21 protein-coding genes, 1 pseudogene and 1 riboswitch are annotated in these 15,697 nt (G+C 56.8%); of the genes and pseudogenes, 8 read left to right on the top strand and 14 right to left on the bottom strand.

Annotated elements, in window-relative coordinates:
• Positions 1 to 53: 53 nt before the first annotated feature.
• Together trxB and B3729_RS11125 are read right to left on the bottom strand one after the other, a co-directional pair.
• Positions 54 to 1,016 carry a thioredoxin-disulfide reductase gene (trxB, locus tag B3729_RS11130; protein WP_010795584.1) on the bottom strand — a complete coding sequence of 321 codons (963 nt, stop codon included), beginning with the start codon at positions 1,014 to 1,016 and terminating at the stop codon, positions 54 to 56.
• Between the two features lie 177 nt (positions 1,017 to 1,193).
• On the bottom strand, positions 1,194 to 1,793 hold the full coding sequence (locus B3729_RS11125; RefSeq protein WP_010795585.1) for a peroxiredoxin: 600 nt from the start codon (positions 1,791 to 1,793) through the stop codon (positions 1,194 to 1,196).
• 236 nt (positions 1,794 to 2,029) lie between these two features.
• Between B3729_RS11125 and cysZ the strand changes: the two genes are divergently transcribed.
• Complete coding sequence (gene cysZ, locus B3729_RS11120) at positions 2,030 to 2,800, top strand: sulfate transporter CysZ (protein ID WP_150346715.1); 771 nt, start codon at positions 2,030 to 2,032, stop codon at positions 2,798 to 2,800.
• Positions 2,801 to 2,828: 28 nt separating this feature from the next.
• Here the strand turns inward: cysZ and B3729_RS11115 are convergent, their stop codons facing one another.
• Together B3729_RS11115 and B3729_RS11110 are read right to left on the bottom strand one after the other, a co-directional pair.
• On the bottom strand, positions 2,829 to 3,311 hold the full coding sequence (locus B3729_RS11115; protein ID WP_125887430.1) for a glutathione peroxidase: 483 nt from the start codon (positions 3,309 to 3,311) through the stop codon (positions 2,829 to 2,831).
• A 126-nt stretch (positions 3,312 to 3,437) separates the two neighbouring features.
• Positions 3,438 to 3,923: an FKBP-type peptidyl-prolyl cis-trans isomerase gene (locus B3729_RS11110; protein WP_010795588.1), complete on the bottom strand. Its 486-nt coding sequence runs from the start codon at positions 3,921 to 3,923 to the stop codon at positions 3,438 to 3,440.
• Between B3729_RS11110 and B3729_RS11105 the strand changes: the two are divergent.
• Together B3729_RS11105 and B3729_RS11100 are read left to right on the top strand one after the other, a co-directional pair.
• Positions 3,892 to 4,192 (top strand): annotated as a pseudogene (locus tag B3729_RS11105) (DUF3565 domain-containing protein). The gene B3729_RS11110 and the pseudogene B3729_RS11105 sit on opposite strands and share 32 nt — an antisense overlap.
• Positions 4,193 to 4,301: 109 nt before the next feature.
• The gene (locus tag B3729_RS11100; protein ID WP_286787897.1) at positions 4,302 to 5,231 is read left to right on the top strand and encodes an acyltransferase; all 930 of its coding nucleotides are present in this window, start codon (positions 4,302 to 4,304) and stop codon (positions 5,229 to 5,231) included.
• 26 nt (positions 5,232 to 5,257) lie between these two features.
• Here B3729_RS11100 and B3729_RS11095 read toward each other — a convergent pair whose 3' ends face one another.
• Together B3729_RS11095 and B3729_RS11090 are read right to left on the bottom strand one after the other, a co-directional pair.
• Positions 5,258 to 5,998: an MBL fold metallo-hydrolase gene (locus B3729_RS11095; protein WP_286787896.1), complete on the bottom strand. Its 741-nt coding sequence runs from the start codon at positions 5,996 to 5,998 to the stop codon at positions 5,258 to 5,260.
• A 63-nt stretch (positions 5,999 to 6,061) separates the two neighbouring features.
• The gene (locus B3729_RS11090) at positions 6,062 to 6,646 is read right to left on the bottom strand and encodes an ACP phosphodiesterase (RefSeq protein WP_286787895.1); all 585 of its coding nucleotides are present in this window, start codon (positions 6,644 to 6,646) and stop codon (positions 6,062 to 6,064) included.
• A gap of 82 nt (positions 6,647 to 6,728) precedes the next feature.
• Between B3729_RS11090 and B3729_RS11085 the strand changes: the two genes are divergently transcribed.
• From B3729_RS11085 to B3729_RS11075, 3 genes are all read left to right on the top strand, one after another.
• Positions 6,729 to 7,694, top strand: coding sequence for a 2-hydroxyacid dehydrogenase (locus B3729_RS11085; protein ID WP_286787894.1), 966 nt, complete (start codon positions 6,729 to 6,731; stop codon positions 7,692 to 7,694).
• Between the two features lie 28 nt (positions 7,695 to 7,722).
• The gene (locus tag B3729_RS11080) at positions 7,723 to 8,718 is read left to right on the top strand and encodes a class I SAM-dependent methyltransferase (RefSeq protein ID WP_286787893.1); all 996 of its coding nucleotides are present in this window, start codon (positions 7,723 to 7,725) and stop codon (positions 8,716 to 8,718) included.
• Between the two features lie 56 nt (positions 8,719 to 8,774).
• A riboswitch (yybP-ykoY riboswitch) is annotated at positions 8,775 to 8,941 on the top strand.
• 16 nt (positions 8,942 to 8,957) lie between these two features.
• Positions 8,958 to 9,542, top strand: coding sequence for a TMEM165/GDT1 family protein (locus B3729_RS11075; protein WP_010795594.1), 585 nt, complete (start codon positions 8,958 to 8,960; stop codon positions 9,540 to 9,542).
• A 72-nt stretch (positions 9,543 to 9,614) separates the two neighbouring features.
• Here B3729_RS11075 and B3729_RS11070 read toward each other — a convergent pair whose 3' ends face one another.
• The 4 genes from B3729_RS11070 to B3729_RS11055 all read right to left on the bottom strand — a co-directional run bounded on the left by B3729_RS11070 (position 9,615) and on the right by B3729_RS11055 (position 11,681).
• Positions 9,615 to 10,436 (bottom strand): M48 family metallopeptidase, encoded by an 822-nt coding sequence (locus tag B3729_RS11070; protein WP_010795595.1) that lies wholly within the window; start codon positions 10,434 to 10,436, stop codon positions 9,615 to 9,617.
• Between the two features lie 117 nt (positions 10,437 to 10,553).
• The gene (locus B3729_RS11065; RefSeq protein ID WP_286787892.1) at positions 10,554 to 11,171 is read right to left on the bottom strand and encodes an SOS response-associated peptidase; all 618 of its coding nucleotides are present in this window, start codon (positions 11,169 to 11,171) and stop codon (positions 10,554 to 10,556) included.
• Between the two features lie 67 nt (positions 11,172 to 11,238).
• Positions 11,239 to 11,499, bottom strand: coding sequence for a DUF2007 domain-containing protein (locus tag B3729_RS11060; protein ID WP_010795597.1), 261 nt, complete (start codon positions 11,497 to 11,499; stop codon positions 11,239 to 11,241).
• The gene (locus B3729_RS11055; RefSeq protein WP_010795598.1) at positions 11,499 to 11,681 is read right to left on the bottom strand and encodes a CPXCG motif-containing cysteine-rich protein; all 183 of its coding nucleotides are present in this window, start codon (positions 11,679 to 11,681) and stop codon (positions 11,499 to 11,501) included. Before B3729_RS11055 ends, B3729_RS11060 begins: the two co-directional genes overlap by 1 nt.
• A 159-nt stretch (positions 11,682 to 11,840) precedes the next feature.
• Here B3729_RS11055 and B3729_RS11050 point away from each other — a divergent pair, with 159 nt between their 5' ends.
• Positions 11,841 to 13,007 carry a 1-acyl-sn-glycerol-3-phosphate acyltransferase gene (locus B3729_RS11050; RefSeq protein ID WP_010795599.1) on the top strand — a complete coding sequence of 389 codons (1,167 nt, stop codon included), beginning with the start codon at positions 11,841 to 11,843 and terminating at the stop codon, positions 13,005 to 13,007.
• Between the two features lie 51 nt (positions 13,008 to 13,058).
• On the opposite strand, the gene B3729_RS11045 is transcribed toward B3729_RS11050, so the two are convergent.
• Complete coding sequence (locus B3729_RS11045) at positions 13,059 to 13,643, bottom strand: YajG family lipoprotein (protein ID WP_074822384.1); 585 nt, start codon at positions 13,641 to 13,643, stop codon at positions 13,059 to 13,061.
• 153 nt (positions 13,644 to 13,796) lie between these two features.
• On the opposite strand from B3729_RS11045, the gene B3729_RS11040 reads away from it, so the two are divergent.
• Entirely contained in the window at positions 13,797 to 14,234 is a 438-nt protein-coding gene (locus tag B3729_RS11040) for an acetyltransferase (RefSeq protein WP_286787891.1), read from the top strand.
• 47 nt (positions 14,235 to 14,281) lie between these two features.
• Here B3729_RS11040 and B3729_RS11035 read toward each other — a convergent pair whose 3' ends face one another.
• The 3 genes from B3729_RS11035 to B3729_RS11025 all read right to left on the bottom strand — a co-directional run bounded on the left by B3729_RS11035 (position 14,282) and on the right by B3729_RS11025 (position 15,695).
• Entirely contained in the window at positions 14,282 to 14,569 is a 288-nt protein-coding gene (locus B3729_RS11035) for a PA4642 family protein (RefSeq protein ID WP_010795602.1), read from the bottom strand.
• Between the two features lie 90 nt (positions 14,570 to 14,659).
• On the bottom strand, positions 14,660 to 15,136 hold the full coding sequence (locus tag B3729_RS11030; protein WP_010795603.1) for a WbuC family cupin fold metalloprotein: 477 nt from the start codon (positions 15,134 to 15,136) through the stop codon (positions 14,660 to 14,662).
• 1 nt (position 15,137) lies between these two features.
• Positions 15,138 to 15,695: a hypoxanthine-guanine phosphoribosyltransferase gene (locus tag B3729_RS11025; protein WP_010795604.1), complete on the bottom strand. Its 558-nt coding sequence runs from the start codon at positions 15,693 to 15,695 to the stop codon at positions 15,138 to 15,140.
• Between the last annotated feature and the right edge of the window lie 2 nt (positions 15,696 to 15,697).

Raw genomic sequence — 15,697 nt, 5'->3', positions numbered from 1 at the left:
CCCCGCACAAGCGGGGCTTTTTCATGAAACCACAGGGCTTACCAGAGACTGGCTTACCAGAGGTTATCGCCCAAGCCATCCAGGTAACGCTCAACATCCAGCGCAGCCATGCAGCCAGCGCCTGCCGAGGTAATCGCCTGACGGTAAGTGTGGTCGGCGATATCACCGGCAGCAAACACACCCTCGATGCTGGTTGCCGTAGCATTGGACTCACGGCCGCCCTTGACTACGACATAGCCATCCTTCAGCTCAAGCTGACCTTCGAACAGCGAGGAGTTTGGCGTATGGCCAATCGCAACGAACAGGCCGGCAACCTGGATTTCATCCATGCTGCCATCGTTGTTCTTCAGGCGAACACCAGTAACGCCCATATTGTCGCCCAGCACTTCGTCTACAGCTGCGTTGAGCTTCAGCTCGATCTTGCCTTCGGCCACACGGGACTTCAGCTTGTCCTGCAGAATCTTTTCAGCGCGGAACGTATCGCGGCGGTGGATCAGCGTGACTTTGCTGGCAATGTTGGCCAGGTAAAGCGCTTCTTCCACTGCAGTGTTACCACCGCCTACTACAGCCACTTCACGATTACGGTAGAAGAAACCGTCACAGGTGGCGCAGGCCGATACGCCCTTGCCCATGAAGCTCTCTTCGCTGGTCAGGCCCAGGTAACGGGCACTGGCGCCGGTTGCGATGATCAGTGCATCACAGGTATAGGTGCCACTGTCACCCGTGAGGGTGAAAGGCTTGTTGGCCAGATCCACACCGTTGATATGGTCGAACACGATCTCGGTTTCAAAGCGCTGGGCATGCTCACGCATCCGCTCCATCAGCGCAGGCCCTGTTAGATCGTGAGGGTCGCCCGGCCAGTTGTCTACCTCGGTCGTGGTAGTCAGCTGTCCGCCCATCTGCATGCCAGTAATCAGTAACGGCTTGAGGTTGGCGCGTGCAGCATAGACTGCCGCGGTGTAACCGGCAGGGCCGGAACCGAGAATGATGACTCGAGCATGACGAACTTCAGACATGTTTGTCTCCATGCCGCGCATAGGGCGTCGGCACACGTGCTAATAATAAAAAGGGCTGTCGAAGCACCAGGGGAAGGCTTACAAAGTCGACAGCCCGCGAACCGTGCGGGATTTCCCGCTTATTGTCCAGAACCTTGTCTGGATGGCAGGCCCGTATAGGACCTGCCTGCCCAATAGTTACAGATTATGAGCGTTTTCAGCCAAGTAGTTAGCAACGCCCTCTGCGTCGGCCTTCATACCTTTCTGCCCCTTGCGCCAGCCAGCCGGGCAGACTTCGCCATGCTCTTCGGTGAACTGCAGTGCCTCAACCAGACGCACCATCTCATCCACTTCCCGGCCCAGCGGCAGGTTGTTGACCACCTGGTGTTGCACGACGCCTTCCTTGTCAATCAGGAAAGACGCTCGCAACGCCACGCCATCCGAATGCTCGATGCCATAGGCGCGAACTACTTCGTGCTTGACGTCAGCCACCATGGTGAACTCGACCGGGCCAATGCCGCCTTTCTCTACTGGCGTATTACGCCAGGCGTAGTGCGTGTAGGTAGAGTCAATGGACACACCAACGACCTCTACGCCCAGCTCACGGAATTTAGCGATGCGGTTATTGTGGGCAATGATTTCCGACGGGCAAACAAAGGTGAAATCCAGCGGCCAGAAGAACAGCACAACGTATTTGCCACGCAAAGTGGACAGCTGGAAGTTCTCGACGATAGTACCGTTAGCTAAAACAGCTGGAGCTGTAAAATCCGGGGCCTGCTTGTTTACCAGAACGCTCATTAGCCTCTCCTTAACGCGATAAGGCAGCAGCCTACGCGGCTTGCCGCTTTGGATAAAATGGCGAGTTTTAATCCAAATCATAGGCATAACCTATGCGGACCCGCCTGATGTCGGACACTATGGTACGCCACAACGCACAACCCTAGAATCACGTCACGGCTGTTTACAGGTCACTATTGGCATTCGACCGTAATAAGGCTTCATTATTGCGCTCTTACTCGCTACCGGAGTTTTGAATGAGCAAGCCTTTATCCGGCCCTTTGTATTTCAGTGAAGGCCTGAAACTGATCCTGCGGCCTGGCCTGCGTCGCTTTGTCGTACTGCCCCTATCGATCAATCTCATCCTGTTCATCGCAACGATCAGCTTTGCGCTAAGCAAGTTCAATGGCTGGGTGCATCATCTGATGCCCTCCATTCCTTCATACTTAAGCTTTCTGGATTATGTACTGGTACCGTTGCTGTACGTTTTTTTCTTCGTACTCGTCCTGTTCATGATCTATTTCACGTTCACCATGGTGGCTAACATCATTGCGGCGCCTTTCAACGGCTTTCTCTCTGAGAAGGTTGAGGTCGTGGTACGCGGCCAGGACGACTTCCCGCCGTTCAGCACGGGAGAGTTAGTTGCCATGATTCCCAGAACCATGGTGCGGGAATTCAAAAAACTGCGGTACTACCTACCCCGTGCACTGGGGTTATTGGTGCTCTCGTTCATTCCAGGGCTTAATCTGATTGCTCCACCGCTTTGGCTGCTGTTTGGCGTCTGGATGATGGCGGTGCAGTACATCGACTATCCAGCGGACAACCACAAGCTGGGCTTTACCGAAATGCTGGCCTGGTTACGTAGCAAGCGGACACGCTGCCTGGGATTTGGCGGAATTACGTACCTGGCCCTTTTGGTCCCGGTCGTGAACGTGCTGTTCATGCCTGCAGCAGTGGCCGGCGCGACGCTGTTCTGGGTCAGAGAGGGTGGCGCAAAGGCATTGCCTGCAGCGGGGGAGCCTCGGTAACTGCGCGGCTCGCCCCGCCGCCTTTGCGCTAGGGAAGCGCTTTCTCGATGGCCTGAACCAGGTTGGGATCATCCGGCGCAGTTCGTGGGCTGAAACGAGCCAGAACCCGGCCATCGGGACCTACCAGGAATTTCTCGAAATTCCAGGTGATCTCTCCGGGAAACTCCGCACCCTCACCAGCCAACTGCCGGTACAGGGTATGACGTGTCGGGCCGTTTACCTCGATCTTGCTCGACAGAGGAAACGACACGCCATAGTGCGTGCTACAGAATTGTTGAATATCCGCATCGCTTCCAGGCTCCTGGCCTGCGAATTGATTGCATGGAATGCCCAGGATGACCAACCCTCGGTCGCGGTAGGTCTGATACAGCGATTCCAGGCCCGCATATTGCGGGGTCAATCCGCATTTGGATGCCACATTAACCACCAACACCACCTTGCCTTTGTAAGGTGCCAGGGGGAGATCCTTCCCATCCAGCCCTTGCAAGGTGAGATCGTGGAACGCACTCATGATGTGCTCCTTGTGAATACAGTAGGCGTAAAAAAAGCGTCCGACCGGGCTGTTCCCTTTCGGACGCTCTCGCTTGGACATTCTAGTGTGGGTTCGTTCCCGCCACACCAGGATTTCCGTCGCGTTTTAGTGCTGATGACCACCTTCACCGTGTACGTGACCGTGAGCGACTTCTTCAGAAGAGGCATCACGCACGTTCACAACCTTGACCTTGAAGTTCAGGCGCTGGCCAGCCAGCGGGTGGTTGCCGTCAACAGTCACGTCATCGCCATCGATGTCGCGCACGGTAACGATCTGCATGCCGCCGTCTGGACCGGAAGCGTGGAATTGCATGCCCACTTCCAGCTCGTCCACACCTTCGAACATGCTGCGGTTCAGGGTAGCGACCAGCTCAGGGCTGTACTCGCCATACGCATCTTCAGGCTCGACGGCAACGTTGAGCTCATCGCCAGCCTGCTTGCCTTCAAGCGAACGCTCAAGGCCCGGAATGATGTTGCCTGCACCGTGCAGATATACCAGCGGGGCGCCGCCAGCGGAACTGTCGATAACCTCACCGGCGTCGTTGGTCAGGGTATAGTCGATGGAGACCGCTTTGTTGGCCGCAATCTGCATGGTAAAAACCTTTGAATAAGATGAATGAAAGGTCAAGTGTACGCGGCAATCGCCCCGATTGCGACCCACTGCCATCAAAGCAGACGAGTGTCATTCTGGATTTTTATCAGGATGAAGAGGGTCATTGGGTAGTTTTATTGAGTTGTGGACACAGCCAGCACCTCCGCCACGACCCGCCCTGGCAAACCCGTACCTGGGTAACCGACGAGGCGCAGCGCTTGAAGCATATCGGGCAATCATTTCCATGCGGCTGGTGCGCCAAAAGCTGAATGGCATGAGGCCAATCCGGTTTAATCCTGCCGTGAGCGCTTATGAAGCATGTCTCCCGACGCTGGCTTGTTTTATGATTTGCCGCCTTTTTGCTGTTGGGAACGCTTGATGCTTCATTATCTACCTAGCCTGGTCCGTGGTCTTGCGGGCGGCCTGCTCCTGGCGGCCAACACCCTGTTCTGGTGCTGGCCGCTGTTTGCCGTAACGCTACTCAAGCTGTGCCTGCCCTTCCCGACTGCACAACGGCTGTCCAGACGCCTCATGAATGCCATCCACGAGGCCTGGATCAGTGGCAATCATCTCTGGATTCGCCTGACGGGTCGCATCCACTGGGATGTCCGCGGGCTCGCCAGCCTCGATTACAAACACTCCTATCTGGTGACCAGTAACCATCAGAGTTGGGTTGATATCTTTGCGCTCCAGTACCTGATGAATCGCCATATCCGTCCGCTCAAGTTCTTCCTCAAACAAGAGCTTATCTGGGTGCCTGTCATCGGATTGTGCTGGTGGGCACTCGACTTTCCCTTCATGAAGCGCTATTCGAAAGCGTATCTGGCCCGCCATCCCGAAAAGCGTGGCAAGGACCTTGAGACTACGCGTCGGGCCTGCGCGCGCTTTCGCGATACGGCGGTGGGAATCTTCAATTTTCTGGAAGGAACCCGTTTCACCCAGGCCAAACATGACGCCCAGCGCGCGCCGTATCGTCACTTGTTGAGCCCGCGTGCGGGCGGTATCGCCTTTGTGCTGGATGCGATGGGAGAGCAGCTGCATTCGCTGGTCAACGTTACCATCCACTATCCCAACGGAACGCCGAGCCTTTGGGATCTGCTCTCAGGCCGGATTGCAGCCATTGTCGTGCGTGTCGAAGAGATTGCCATCCCCGCAGCTTTTCTGGGCAAGAGCTACGACCTGGACAGCGAATACCGCGCAGCCTTCCAAGCCTGGGTTAACCAGCTTTGGACAGCCAAGGATGAACTGCTGGAGCGGCTACATCAGGAGTATCCGCCCAAGCATTACCTTCATGCATGCAAGCGATAGTCTTCCTGCGTCAGCAGGTCGATCCCTTACTCTAGGGTTTCGATCCAGTCCAGAAACGCCTTGATCACGGGTGGCGACGCAAAGGGCCGCCCGTGCTGAGGCACAATCATGGCAACATTCATTTCCCTGACCATGCCTGCCCATAGCCGGCAGGCCTTGTTGCAGGCCATGTAGCGTCGATGAAAGCACTCCATGCTGGGCATGTGAGCCTCGAAATTCTCGACCGGTGCCGCATTATCCACGAGTGAGGCGCCCATATCGCCCGAAAAGAGAATTCGACTGACAGGATCGTATAGCTGGAAATTACCGACTGAATGCAGAAAGTGGGCAGGAACGGCCACGAGGGTGCATCGGCCCAGCCGGAAAGACTGGCCTCGATCAGGCAAGGGTATGATTCGCTCAAAGACCGACAGGTTGTGACTAATGGATAGATAACCGGCCGTCAAATGAGGCAGAAAGCGTGCCCACAGCTTCGAGCAGATGACCTGAGCCCGCGTATGCAGCAGCCATTTGTCCAGCGCCGCGATAATGTCGGGGTCCTGGTGCGATGCAAAGATATAGGTCAGATCCTGCAGCGGAATATGCCTGGACAGCTCCAGCGACAGCGGCGTATAGGTCAGATCACCGCCGGGATCGAATAGTAGATATTCATCATGATCGATGATGAGAAACTGGTTGGATTGCACTCCGTCTCCTGTAACCAGGCTATCGAAGCACAAACATTTATGGGAGCCGTTATCAAACAGCACAATGGGATCGCGGCGCATAGGGACCTCGCGTAATAGCGCGGTGACTCTATGCGCACAAGCCGTTGTGCATGTTGACCTGAATCAATAGCGATCCCGCTGCGCCTGACGAACGAACGCCAGCAGTTCGGGATAAAAGTCAAAGAAGTCCTGCTCAAGCAGCGCATAACGTGCTTCTACTTCCGCAAAGGCGCCCTCAAAGAGTACAGGCCGGGACAGTCGACTCGCCATACCATTGATGACCTGTTCGATGATCCCGAACTCCTGATAACTGCCTAGCCAGTCCTGAGCTGCCATACGCGGCGCGATCCTCGCCAGCCGTGGCGGCAAATCAGGCTCCGACAGCAGAATATGATAGAACCGCGCAATAAAAGCCTCTAATGGCTGGTCGGCGTAAGCAGCCCAATGCCGGCTGAGGCAGTGATCGAAAAAGACATCGACCAGGATACCGCTGACGCGCCGGCGCGCCTCGGGAAAGCGTGCACGGGCACGATCGATCAAGGGATGGCTGTCGGTAAAGGCATCAATACGGCGATGCAGGCGGATAGCCTGTTCGATAGCCAAGGGCCAGCGATTATCGAGAGGACCTTTGACGAAGTCACCGTAAAGACTTCCCAGCAGCTGTTCACGATCTGAACCGCCAAGATGAAGATGAGCGAGATAATTCATGCCTGTCAGCTTACTACCTTGCCCCTGCGCCAGGGGCTTCTGCTAGGCTGGCAGTTCCGGCCAATAATCATAAGGACACCCCATGAGCCTAGCCCGTCGTGCCGCCTTTCTGGATTATGCCTCATTGGACCTGGGAGATCTGGATCCAGCTCCGTTGAAGGCAGCCTTCAGCGAATTCCACGTCTATCCGGCAACCGCACCTGACGAGATTATCGAGCGCCTGCAGGCCGTGGAGGTGGCTATCGTGAACAAGGTCAGCCTGACCGCTGACTGCCTTTCTGCATGCCCATCGCTCAAGCTGGTACTGGTCAGCGCCACCGGCACCAATAATGTGGATCTGGACGCAGCACGCCAATATGGGATAACCGTCTGCAATTGTCAGGGGTACGGCACGCCTTCCGTTGCACAACACACGCTCGCGCTCCTGCTGGCCCTGGCCACGCGACTGTCGGATTATCAGCGCGATGTCCGGGCCGGACGCTGGCAGGAAGCCAAGCAGTTTTGCCTGCTCGACTATCCCATCATAGAGTTGGAAGGCAAGACGCTTGGCATCCTGGGTCACGGTGAGCTTGGCGGTGCAGTTGCTCGCCTGGCGGAAGCATTTGGCATGCGTATCCTGCTGGGTCAGTTGCCTGGACGGCCAGTGCGCGAAGGCTACATACCGCTGGAAGCGCTACTGCCCCAAGTAGACGCGTTGAGCCTGCATTGCCCCCTTACCGACGCCACGCGCAACCTGATCGATGCTCCGCAACTGGCTGCCATGAAGCCCACCGCTTTTCTGATCAATACGGCTCGAGGCGGTATCGTGAACGAACAGGCATTGGCCGACTGCCTGCGGAGCGGTCATCTGGGAGGCGCCGCCACGGACGTCCTCACCCAGGAGCCGCCAAAAGACGGAAATCCCCTGCTCGCCCACGACATTCCCAGGCTTATCGTGACGCCTCATAATGCATGGGGAAGCCGGGAGGCTCGCCAGCGGATCATCGGTCAGCTGACCGATAACGCAACCGCCTTTTTTGCGGGCGCGCCGACTCGCACGGTCTGCTAAGCTTCGCGCTTTTTTACCGAGGACGCCCATGGATCCACGCAGCGAAGTCCTGCTCCGTCAGCCCGAGCATTTTCAAGGCCGAACCTTGCTGGCAGGATTACCTGCAGATGATCTATTGAGCCACCTCCCGGAGGCACATGGCTGGACCTGGCATGCAGGCGATGAGGCCTATTTCCAGGCTCGCTTTCCCGGGAGAGTCGACTTCGGAACCTCTACACCTGCTCAGCCATACGATACCGCCGTACTGTTCCTGCCCAAGTCCAGAGAGCTGACGGATTACCTGCTCAGCGTCTTGGCGGCCATGGTCCCTCAAGGGGCACTGTATGTGGTAGGCGAAAAGCGGGGTGGAATCGAGCGGGCTGCCAAACAGCTGGCTCTGCTGGGCGCCGCCAGCAAGCTGGACAATGCTCGGCACTGTCAGTTGTGGAAGGTCTCACATCCCGAGGCAGCCCCCGTCATGCTGCATGAGCGGGCCGAGCGCTTCGAGCTGGATGTTGCCGGTTCAATGCTTCATGTAGTCAGCCTGCCAGGTGTGTTTAGCCACGGGCGGCTCGACAAGGGGAGCACCCTTCTGCTCGAACACCTCGATAATCTACCTGCTGGTGCGCTGCTGGATTTCGGATGCGGCGCAGGTGTAGTAGGTGCATCGCTCAAACAGCGCTATCCCCACAATGACCTTCATATGCTCGACGTGGATGCGTTTGCGGTAGAGAGTAGCCGCCTGACCTTGGCTGCCAACAGGCTGAACGGCACCGTATTGGCTGGCGACGGTATCGCTGCGGCACCCATTGGGCTGGCCGCCATTATCAGCAACCCGCCGTTTCACCAGGGCGTACACACTCATTATCAAGCCAGCGAGACCCTGCTACGCGAAGCCGTCCATCACCTGCGCCCAGGCGGCGAGCTGCGCATTGTGGCCAACAGCTTTCTCAGGTATCCCCCGCTGATCGAGCAATATCTGGGGCCCTGCAAGGTGTTGGCAGAGCGTGACGGCTTTCGTATCTACCAGGCCTTCCGCCGCTGATAGAGACAGCGTATCGCTCTTTTGAATTGCACCTGCCTGGATGTTTGGGCAGAATGCGCGCCGTCCTAGGGGAGTAGTCTCTGGCCATCAGCGCCAGGCGTCCGTCAACATACTTGGTCCTCGACCATGGCGTTCGCGACCTGCGGGTTTGACAAGACCTATGACATGCAGCCTTTACCCGGGGTGGGAAGGCATGCATGTCATTTGTCTAATTAATGCCCGCCCCTTTTGGAAACCTAATGGAATCCCTGTTAGTCCCTACGCTGGTCGTCGCCCTTGCAGAAATAGGTGACAAGACTCAGCTGCTTGCTCTGCTGCTGGCTGCCCGATTTCGTAAGCCCTGGCCTATCATTATGGGAATGGTGGCTTCGACGCTGGCCAACCACTTTGTTGCCGGCGCCGTTGGCAGCTGGGTCAGCCGCTTCTTCAGCGAGACGGCCCTGAGTTGGATTCTGGCGATTTCATTTGTAGCCGTCGCCCTCTGGACGCTGATCCCGGACAAGCTGGACGAAGATGAGGCATCAGGCCTTAAAAAGAGCTATGGACCTTTCCTGACAACGCTGGTGGCGTTCTTCCTGGCGGAAATGGGAGACAAGACACAAGTCGCCACGGTGATGCTGGCGGCCCAATACCCTCATTTCATTCTGGTCGTCATGGGCACGACACTGGGCATGCTTGTGGCCAACGTACCCGTTGTACTCGCAGGAAACTTTGCCGCTGACCGGTTGCCATTGGTGTTGATCCGCCGACTTGCCGCTACAGCATTCGGCATTCTGGCTCTCGCGGCGGCTTATCACGCGCTTCAGCTAAGCGGTATGTTCTAATTATTCCTTTCTGAGCATAAAAAAGCCCCGGCTATCAGCAGCCGGGGCTTCTGGTTCTCGATAGCCGACCTGTCACGACTTACGGCTGGCCTCATAGAACGGCATGACCTTGGGAATGGCAGCCTCCAGATTGCTCATCCGCTTGTCATCGGACGGGTGGGTGCTGAGTATCTCTGGTGACTGGTTACCATTACTCAGCTTGGCCATCTTCTGCCAGAGCGTCACGGCGGCATTGGGGTTATAGCCCGAGCGCGCGGCCAGTTCGAGCCCGATGAGATCTGCCTCGTTCTCGTTGGAACGGCTGAACGGCAAAGTCAGACTAACCTGGGTAACCTGATCCGCCACCTGCATACCACCCTGACCAATACCCAGCAGCGCCCCGCCGATATTCTGACCCATCTCGATGGCATAGGCGCGGGACATCTGCTCGCGGCTGTGTTCACGCAGTGCATGGGCAATCTCATGCCCGATCACAGCGGCCAGCTCATCGTCCGTAGGCTTCAGTTGATCAAGCAGGCCGGTATAAACAAAGATTTTTCCACCCGGGCCGCAGTTGGCATTCACTTCATCATTCTGGAGCACGTTGACCTGCCAATCCCAGTTAGCTGCATCCGCCCGCAGCGCAGACGTATGAGCAATCAACTGCTTAGCTATTGCCTGTACTCGCTTGCCCTGAGCCGTATCGTTGGCCAGCTTGCCGGCGTTTTTCGCCTCGGTAACCGTCTTCTGGTACGACTGCGAGTACATCTGGTTGACCTGATCAGCCGACAACATGCTGAACATATACTGCTTACGCTCAACCCCAACAGCATTTCCGCTAGTGGTATTCACCGCCTGACATGCGCTGAGCAGTACTGAAAGCGAAAGACCGACGATGGGTAAAACACGACGCATGACACTCTCCTGATTGCGCGACTGCGCAGATGGTAGGTCGCGCCGCCAGTCTCGACAACTCCTACCGACCAAGCGACGAGTGACACGACTAGCAGTTCGGCATTGCCAGCCCAACGCCTAAAGCGGCGTCAGGCATTCCGGCCCGTCTACCGAGGGATCATTCACAATACCGGCAAGCACTCTCTCACGTAGCGGCATTGAGGGCTTCAGCAGGATCTCATTCAGGACGCGCGGCTCTGTTGTGGGCGACAGCCAGGCGTCCCGTTCGGCCTCGGCCAGCACCAGCGGGCGACGGAGTCCTCCGGCGGGCTGAGTCAGCATGGCCACACTCAAATAGACCTGCCCCATGACCGGATAAGCCTCCCAGATGCCTGCAAAGAAAGCCAGCGGCTCGCCATTGATCATCCAGAAGGCCCGCTTGCGCGAAGTCCCTCGCCATTCATAAAACCCATTGGCCAGCAACAGGCAGCGGCGCTGGACAAATGCTTCGCGAAACATAGGCTGATCCGCTACCGTTTCCGCCCGGGCATGGGTGGGCGTGCGTGAGAGATCCGTGAGCCAGGCGGGCGTCAGGCCCCAACGGCCACTGTCGACACGACACTCGCCCTCATGGTGCCGCATGAATAGCACCTGGGCATGGGGAGAGATGTTCCAGCGCGGCTGATAGTCCGCTGGAAAACCGGTCATCCGAGTTACCTCGGGAGGCCAGCGAAACAAGGCGTAGCGTCCAGACATACACAACCAGGCAAGAAAACAAACAGAGCGATTCGGTTCGCCTTTTCAGGCAAAGCCGACTACCGCTTCAGCACAATAACACGGCCGGCCCGCTGTCCGGGTCCTCATAAGGCAATGGCTGAGCAGCGTTGTAATCGGCAATCAGCTCGCGGGCGCGCGGAGCATCTGCGTCATGCACGGCAATTCCCAGAAGCCCAATAGCAGGCAACTCGCCAATGGCGCCTATCAAATGGCGCCCTGCCAAATGCGCGTCAATACCCTCACTGTCCAGCATGGCCAGCAGCATTTCTGCCTCCAGGAGATCTCGCGGCTCATAGATCCGGAGCATCATTCATCCTCTCGCCGACTTTCGAGAGACCATGTCATACCCTCTGTGTGTAAGATAAAAAAGATAGGTCTGCAACAGACGGGGCAATCCTCATAGTACGACTGATCGCCACCCGACAGGTCTACCACCGCCTCGGCAGGTTCTCCGCAGTAAGGACACTCATACGGTTGGCTTTCCAGCATAATGGGCTCCTAATAGGCTCCGGCACCGTGTTTTTGCGATGATTGGAATCGCCAGGGGCGACATTAACGCCGTATTCGGCTTGCATCTCTCGCTGCGCGCTCTACTATGGCCGCCACTTTGCGACACGTGTCGCCACTTGTTATTAAAAAGAGAACGATATGGGCGAGTTCGAAGCCATTCGACCCTTCAACGATACAGAAGTCCCTGCCGTCTTGGCCCGACTCATCAATGATGAGCAGTTTATCGACATCCTGACCCGCTACCGTTTCCCCAAACTGTCCAGCCCGTTTGGATGGCTGTTAAAGCCTATGCTGCGTCATCGGCTGCGTCAGGAAGTGTCCGGTATCACCAGCGTCAGCATGCTTCAGGACAAACTGGAGCCTTATGTCGATCGTACGATCGAGAAAGCCACCGATGGTGTGACTTATTCGGGCCTGGATAATCTACGTAGCGGCTGTGCCTACTTGTTCATGGCTAACCACCGTGACATCGTCATGGACCCGGCTTTTGTAAATTACGCCGTGTATCATGCCGGGCTGCCAACCCCGCGCATCGCCATTGGCGATAACCTCTTGCAGAAGCCCTTCGTCAGCGACCTCATGCGCTTGAACAAGAGCTTTATCGTCCACCGCTCCATCACCGGACGGCGTGAAAAGCTTGCGGCGTATCAGACGCTTTCGGCTTATATCAATTACTCCATTCGCCAGGATGGCCAGTCCGTCTGGATCGCCCAGGCCGAAGGCCGGGCCAAAGATGGAGACGACCGCACCGATTCAGCCATCCTCAAGATGTTTCACATGGGCTGCAAGGACGACTCCTTTGCCGATATGGTAAAGGCGTTGCACATCGTGCCTGTGTCGATCAGCTATGAGTACGATCCCTGCGATCTGGCCAAGGCCCGTGAACTCTATATTCGTGAAACCACCGGCACCTATGCCAAGGCGCCTGGCGAGGATGACGTCAGCATTGCCTTGGGCATCACGGGCTACAAGGGACGCGTGCATGTGGAGTTTGGCGAGATGCTGACCGGCGAATTCAGCGATGCCAAGCAGCTGGCAACCGAAATGGACCGCCGCATCTTGACCAACTATCGACTTTTCCCTGCCAACCACCTGGCCTATGAGCGCTGGGACGGCCGTGACGAGTCACTGACCGTACCCTCGGCAGAAAGCCTGTTCCCAGCAGACGAGCTGGCTGAAGCTCGGCAGAAGTGGCAGGAGCGCCTCAATAACTGCCCTGCCGAATACCGCCTGCAGATGATCCGCCAATATGCCCAGCCTGTACTGAACAAGTATCGGCTCCTGGCAGGGCGACCACTGGATTAAGTTGGTTGAATCAAAAAAGCCCCGTTGCCGGGGCTTTTTCAGATAACAGGCTTACTGCCCGTTAAGAACCTGGGCGATAGTCTGGTCCTTGAAGACGCGGGTCAACGCATCGCTCAGCACATCGCTTACCAGCTTGGTATTGGTTGCCGTATTGGGTGCCATACCGAAACGCTGCTCCAGCGAGGCGCCATAGCGACCGCTGTAGCCACGCATGCTGTTACGTACATCTACCTTGAAGGTTGCGCCAATATTGGCCGAGGTGACGTATAGCTCCTTGGGCGACTGATACTTCAGTTCCGCCAGGGTCAGCGTCAGCTGGGGAGCATTGTAGGCATTGGCCGTTGGCGTGAAGCCCAGCAGACGCACCGCTGATTCCGCTTCAGCCTGAAGTTTTGGAATGACATCGTTGCTCTGGACCGACACGGTACTGGTTTCAGGATACAAACCGCCCCGAGTTCCCAGCGAGAATGACGAGCGACCGTCCACGACACGTACCGAAACAGGCTGCCCGTGCCCGACCGCAGCGATTGGGGCTGTCAGTTTGGGTTGCGGACTCAATTGCTGTGGACTGCTGGCACAGCCGGCAATAGCCAGTCCGGCAACAGCGATCAGACCAAGCAACAAGCGATTGCGCATGCTCTACTCCATCTTCATGTGGGTCGTTGATGGCAGGCAGTATACCCAGCCCGTGAATGCCTGACAGCACTGTATGAGCCGCCGCAAGCGAAACGCTGCAAACAGCAGGGCGACGTGCTCAAATAAATGCATCACGTACACACGAGGCATACCATGTCCATAAGACGCGCAACGCCTACAGACATTCCCTTGCTGGTCGAGATTTGGGAACAGGCCGTCAGGGCAACCCATCACTTTCTACCTGAGGACGACATCGACTTTTTCCGCCCGCTGGTGCGTGACAGCTACCTGCCCAGCCTGGAAACGTGGGTCAGCTTGTCCGATGACGATCAACCTGCAGGATTCATCGGTCTTACCCAGGCCAGCGTAGACATGCTTTTTGTTGATCCAGCCCGGCATGGTCAAGGACATGGGAGGCGACTCTTGCGCCATGCGGCCGGGCTGCACGGCCGACTAACGGTAGACGTCAACGAGCAGAACGATGGGGCCAAAGGCTTTTACCTGGCACAAGGGTTCACCGTGACAGGCCGCTCTGCCGTAGATAGCCTCGGCAAGCCTTACCCTATTCTGCATCTCAAGCAAAAGGCATGAAAAAGCCCGCGCCCTTATCAAGGAGGCGGGCTTTTCAGAACAGGTGATCAGGCGTGAGCGCCACGCACCGCATCCACGTACGGCTCAGCCTTGCGATGGGCACGGATCAGATCGATGAAGTCCTGACCCTCTGCATCACGAGCGTCCAGGTCATAACCTGCTTCAACGAAGAAACCAACGAAACGTTCAAAGTCGTCAGCTCTCAATCCACGGTATGCCTTTACCAGTTTATGCAGGGAAGGCGGCGTATCATCGGCCGGTTCGACTGCGAGAAACAGCTTGATCTTATCGTCGCTGATTTCCTCGCCGATTACCTGCTTTTTGTCCTTACGCATCGCAAAGTACCTGTGCGGAAAACGAGAGGGCCGCATATTACTCCGCCCCACCCCGTCACTCAACGCCCAAAATCATGCTCAGCCGAGCGGTCAGGACTCGAAGCGGGCCGCCATCCAGTCTCGATAGGCCTGGGTTCCCGGCTCGCCCTCACGCGGCGCCCAGGGACCATACTCGTTATCCTGCAAGGCGCGGAAAGGGCCTGCCTTGCATTCGAAGATAACAGTATCAGTCTCAAGCACTACCAGCGAATGATAGAGGCCTGGAGGAAAATCGACCCCCACACAATCACCACCCGCTTCAAGCAGACGCTGTCCGGTCAGCGCTCCCTCTTCATCAAAGAACAGGACACCAATACGTCCCTTGAGCACCAGCAGCGTTTCGGCCTTGGTCAGGTCCAGATGCCGGTGAGGCGCAATGTAGGTGTCTGGCTGCATGCCGATTGACAGGCGATGACAGGGCTCATCCATGGTATGAAAACCATGGTGGTAGCGCAGGCGAGGACTGTCTGCCGCCTGTTGGGTAAGCCCGGCGAACAGTACCTGATCGATGAACGCCGGACCCCGCATATCAGAGACCTTTTACCGCGTAGATACCGGGTGCGTTGCGCCAATAGCCCTTGTAGTCCATACCGTAGCCAAAAATGTAACGATCGATACAGGACAGCCCGGAATAAGTAGCTTTCAGGCCAGGAACGGCCTTGCGATCATGATCCTTATCGATCAGTACGGCCGTATGCACCGCCTTGGCACCGGCATGCTTGCAGAATTCGATGATGGCATTGAGCGTATGCCCTTCGTCGAGAATGTCGTCGACGATCAGTACATCACGGTCAATAAAGGAAATTTCCGGCTTGGCCTTCCAGAACAATTCACCGCCAGTTGTCTGATTGCGATAGCGGGTCGCATGCAGATAGGACATCTCCAGCGGAAAATTGAGCTTGGTTGCCAGCTTGCCGGCAAAGATCAAACCGCCATTCATCACGCAGAACATGACAGGATTACGGTCAGCCAGATCAGCCGTAATTGCCTCGGCCACCTTGCCAATGGCTGCCTCTACCTGGCTTTCGTCGAACAGGCAGTCGGCCTCCGCCATGACATTACGGATATGATCGAGATCGGCGGACATAG

Origin of the sequence: Pseudomonas sp. UBA3149 (assembly GCF_002364655.1) — a bacterium.
GTDB lineage: Bacteria > Pseudomonadota > Gammaproteobacteria > Pseudomonadales > Pseudomonadaceae > Chryseomonas > Chryseomonas luteola.
The sequence above is the reverse complement of the archived record's forward strand: the minus strand, read 5'-3'. Positions and strand labels throughout refer to the sequence as shown.

Bases quoted from the DNA above. Each gene is read 5' to 3' on its own strand.
- trxB (WP_010795584.1), bottom strand. From the start codon at position 1,016: ATGTCTGAAGTTCGTCATGCTCGAGTCATCATTCTCGGTTCCGGCCCT.
- B3729_RS11055 (WP_010795598.1), bottom strand. From the start codon at position 11,681: ATGCTGGAAAGCCAACCGTATGAGTGTCCTTACTGCGGAGAACCTGCC.
- B3729_RS11045 (WP_074822384.1), bottom strand. From the start codon at position 13,643: ATGCGCAATCGCTTGTTGCTTGGTCTGATCGCTGTTGCCGGACTGGCT.
- B3729_RS11070 (WP_010795595.1), bottom strand. From the start codon at position 10,436: ATGCGTCGTGTTTTACCCATCGTCGGTCTTTCGCTTTCAGTACTGCTC.
- B3729_RS11060 (WP_010795597.1), bottom strand. From the start codon at position 11,499: ATGCTCCGGATCTATGAGCCGCGAGATCTCCTGGAGGCAGAAATGCTG.
- B3729_RS11075 (WP_010795594.1), top strand. From the start codon at position 8,958: ATGGAATCCCTGTTAGTCCCTACGCTGGTCGTCGCCCTTGCAGAAATA.
- B3729_RS11025 (WP_010795604.1), bottom strand. From the start codon at position 15,695: ATGTCCGCCGATCTCGATCATATCCGTAATGTCATGGCGGAGGCCGAC.
- B3729_RS11095 (WP_286787896.1), bottom strand. From the start codon at position 5,998: ATGCGCCGCGATCCCATTGTGCTGTTTGATAACGGCTCCCATAAATGT.
- B3729_RS11050 (WP_010795599.1), top strand. From the start codon at position 11,841: ATGGGCGAGTTCGAAGCCATTCGACCCTTCAACGATACAGAAGTCCCT.
- B3729_RS11065 (WP_286787892.1), bottom strand. From the start codon at position 11,171: ATGTCTGGACGCTACGCCTTGTTTCGCTGGCCTCCCGAGGTAACTCGG.
- cysZ (WP_150346715.1), top strand. From the start codon at position 2,030: ATGAGCAAGCCTTTATCCGGCCCTTTGTATTTCAGTGAAGGCCTGAAA.
- B3729_RS11110 (WP_010795588.1), bottom strand. From the start codon at position 3,923: ATGCAGATTGCGGCCAACAAAGCGGTCTCCATCGACTATACCCTGACC.
- B3729_RS11100 (WP_286787897.1), top strand. From the start codon at position 4,302: ATGCTTCATTATCTACCTAGCCTGGTCCGTGGTCTTGCGGGCGGCCTG.
- B3729_RS11035 (WP_010795602.1), bottom strand. From the start codon at position 14,569: ATGCGTAAGGACAAAAAGCAGGTAATCGGCGAGGAAATCAGCGACGAT.
- B3729_RS11090 (WP_286787895.1), bottom strand. From the start codon at position 6,646: ATGAATTATCTCGCTCATCTTCATCTTGGCGGTTCAGATCGTGAACAG.
- B3729_RS11080 (WP_286787893.1), top strand. From the start codon at position 7,723: ATGGATCCACGCAGCGAAGTCCTGCTCCGTCAGCCCGAGCATTTTCAA.
- B3729_RS11085 (WP_286787894.1), top strand. From the start codon at position 6,729: ATGAGCCTAGCCCGTCGTGCCGCCTTTCTGGATTATGCCTCATTGGAC.
- B3729_RS11030 (WP_010795603.1), bottom strand. From the start codon at position 15,136: ATGCGGGGTCCGGCGTTCATCGATCAGGTACTGTTCGCCGGGCTTACC.
- B3729_RS11040 (WP_286787891.1), top strand. From the start codon at position 13,797: ATGTCCATAAGACGCGCAACGCCTACAGACATTCCCTTGCTGGTCGAG.
- B3729_RS11125 (WP_010795585.1), bottom strand. From the start codon at position 1,793: ATGAGCGTTCTGGTAAACAAGCAGGCCCCGGATTTTACAGCTCCAGCT.
- B3729_RS11115 (WP_125887430.1), bottom strand. From the start codon at position 3,311: ATGAGTGCGTTCCACGATCTCACCTTGCAAGGGCTGGATGGGAAGGAT.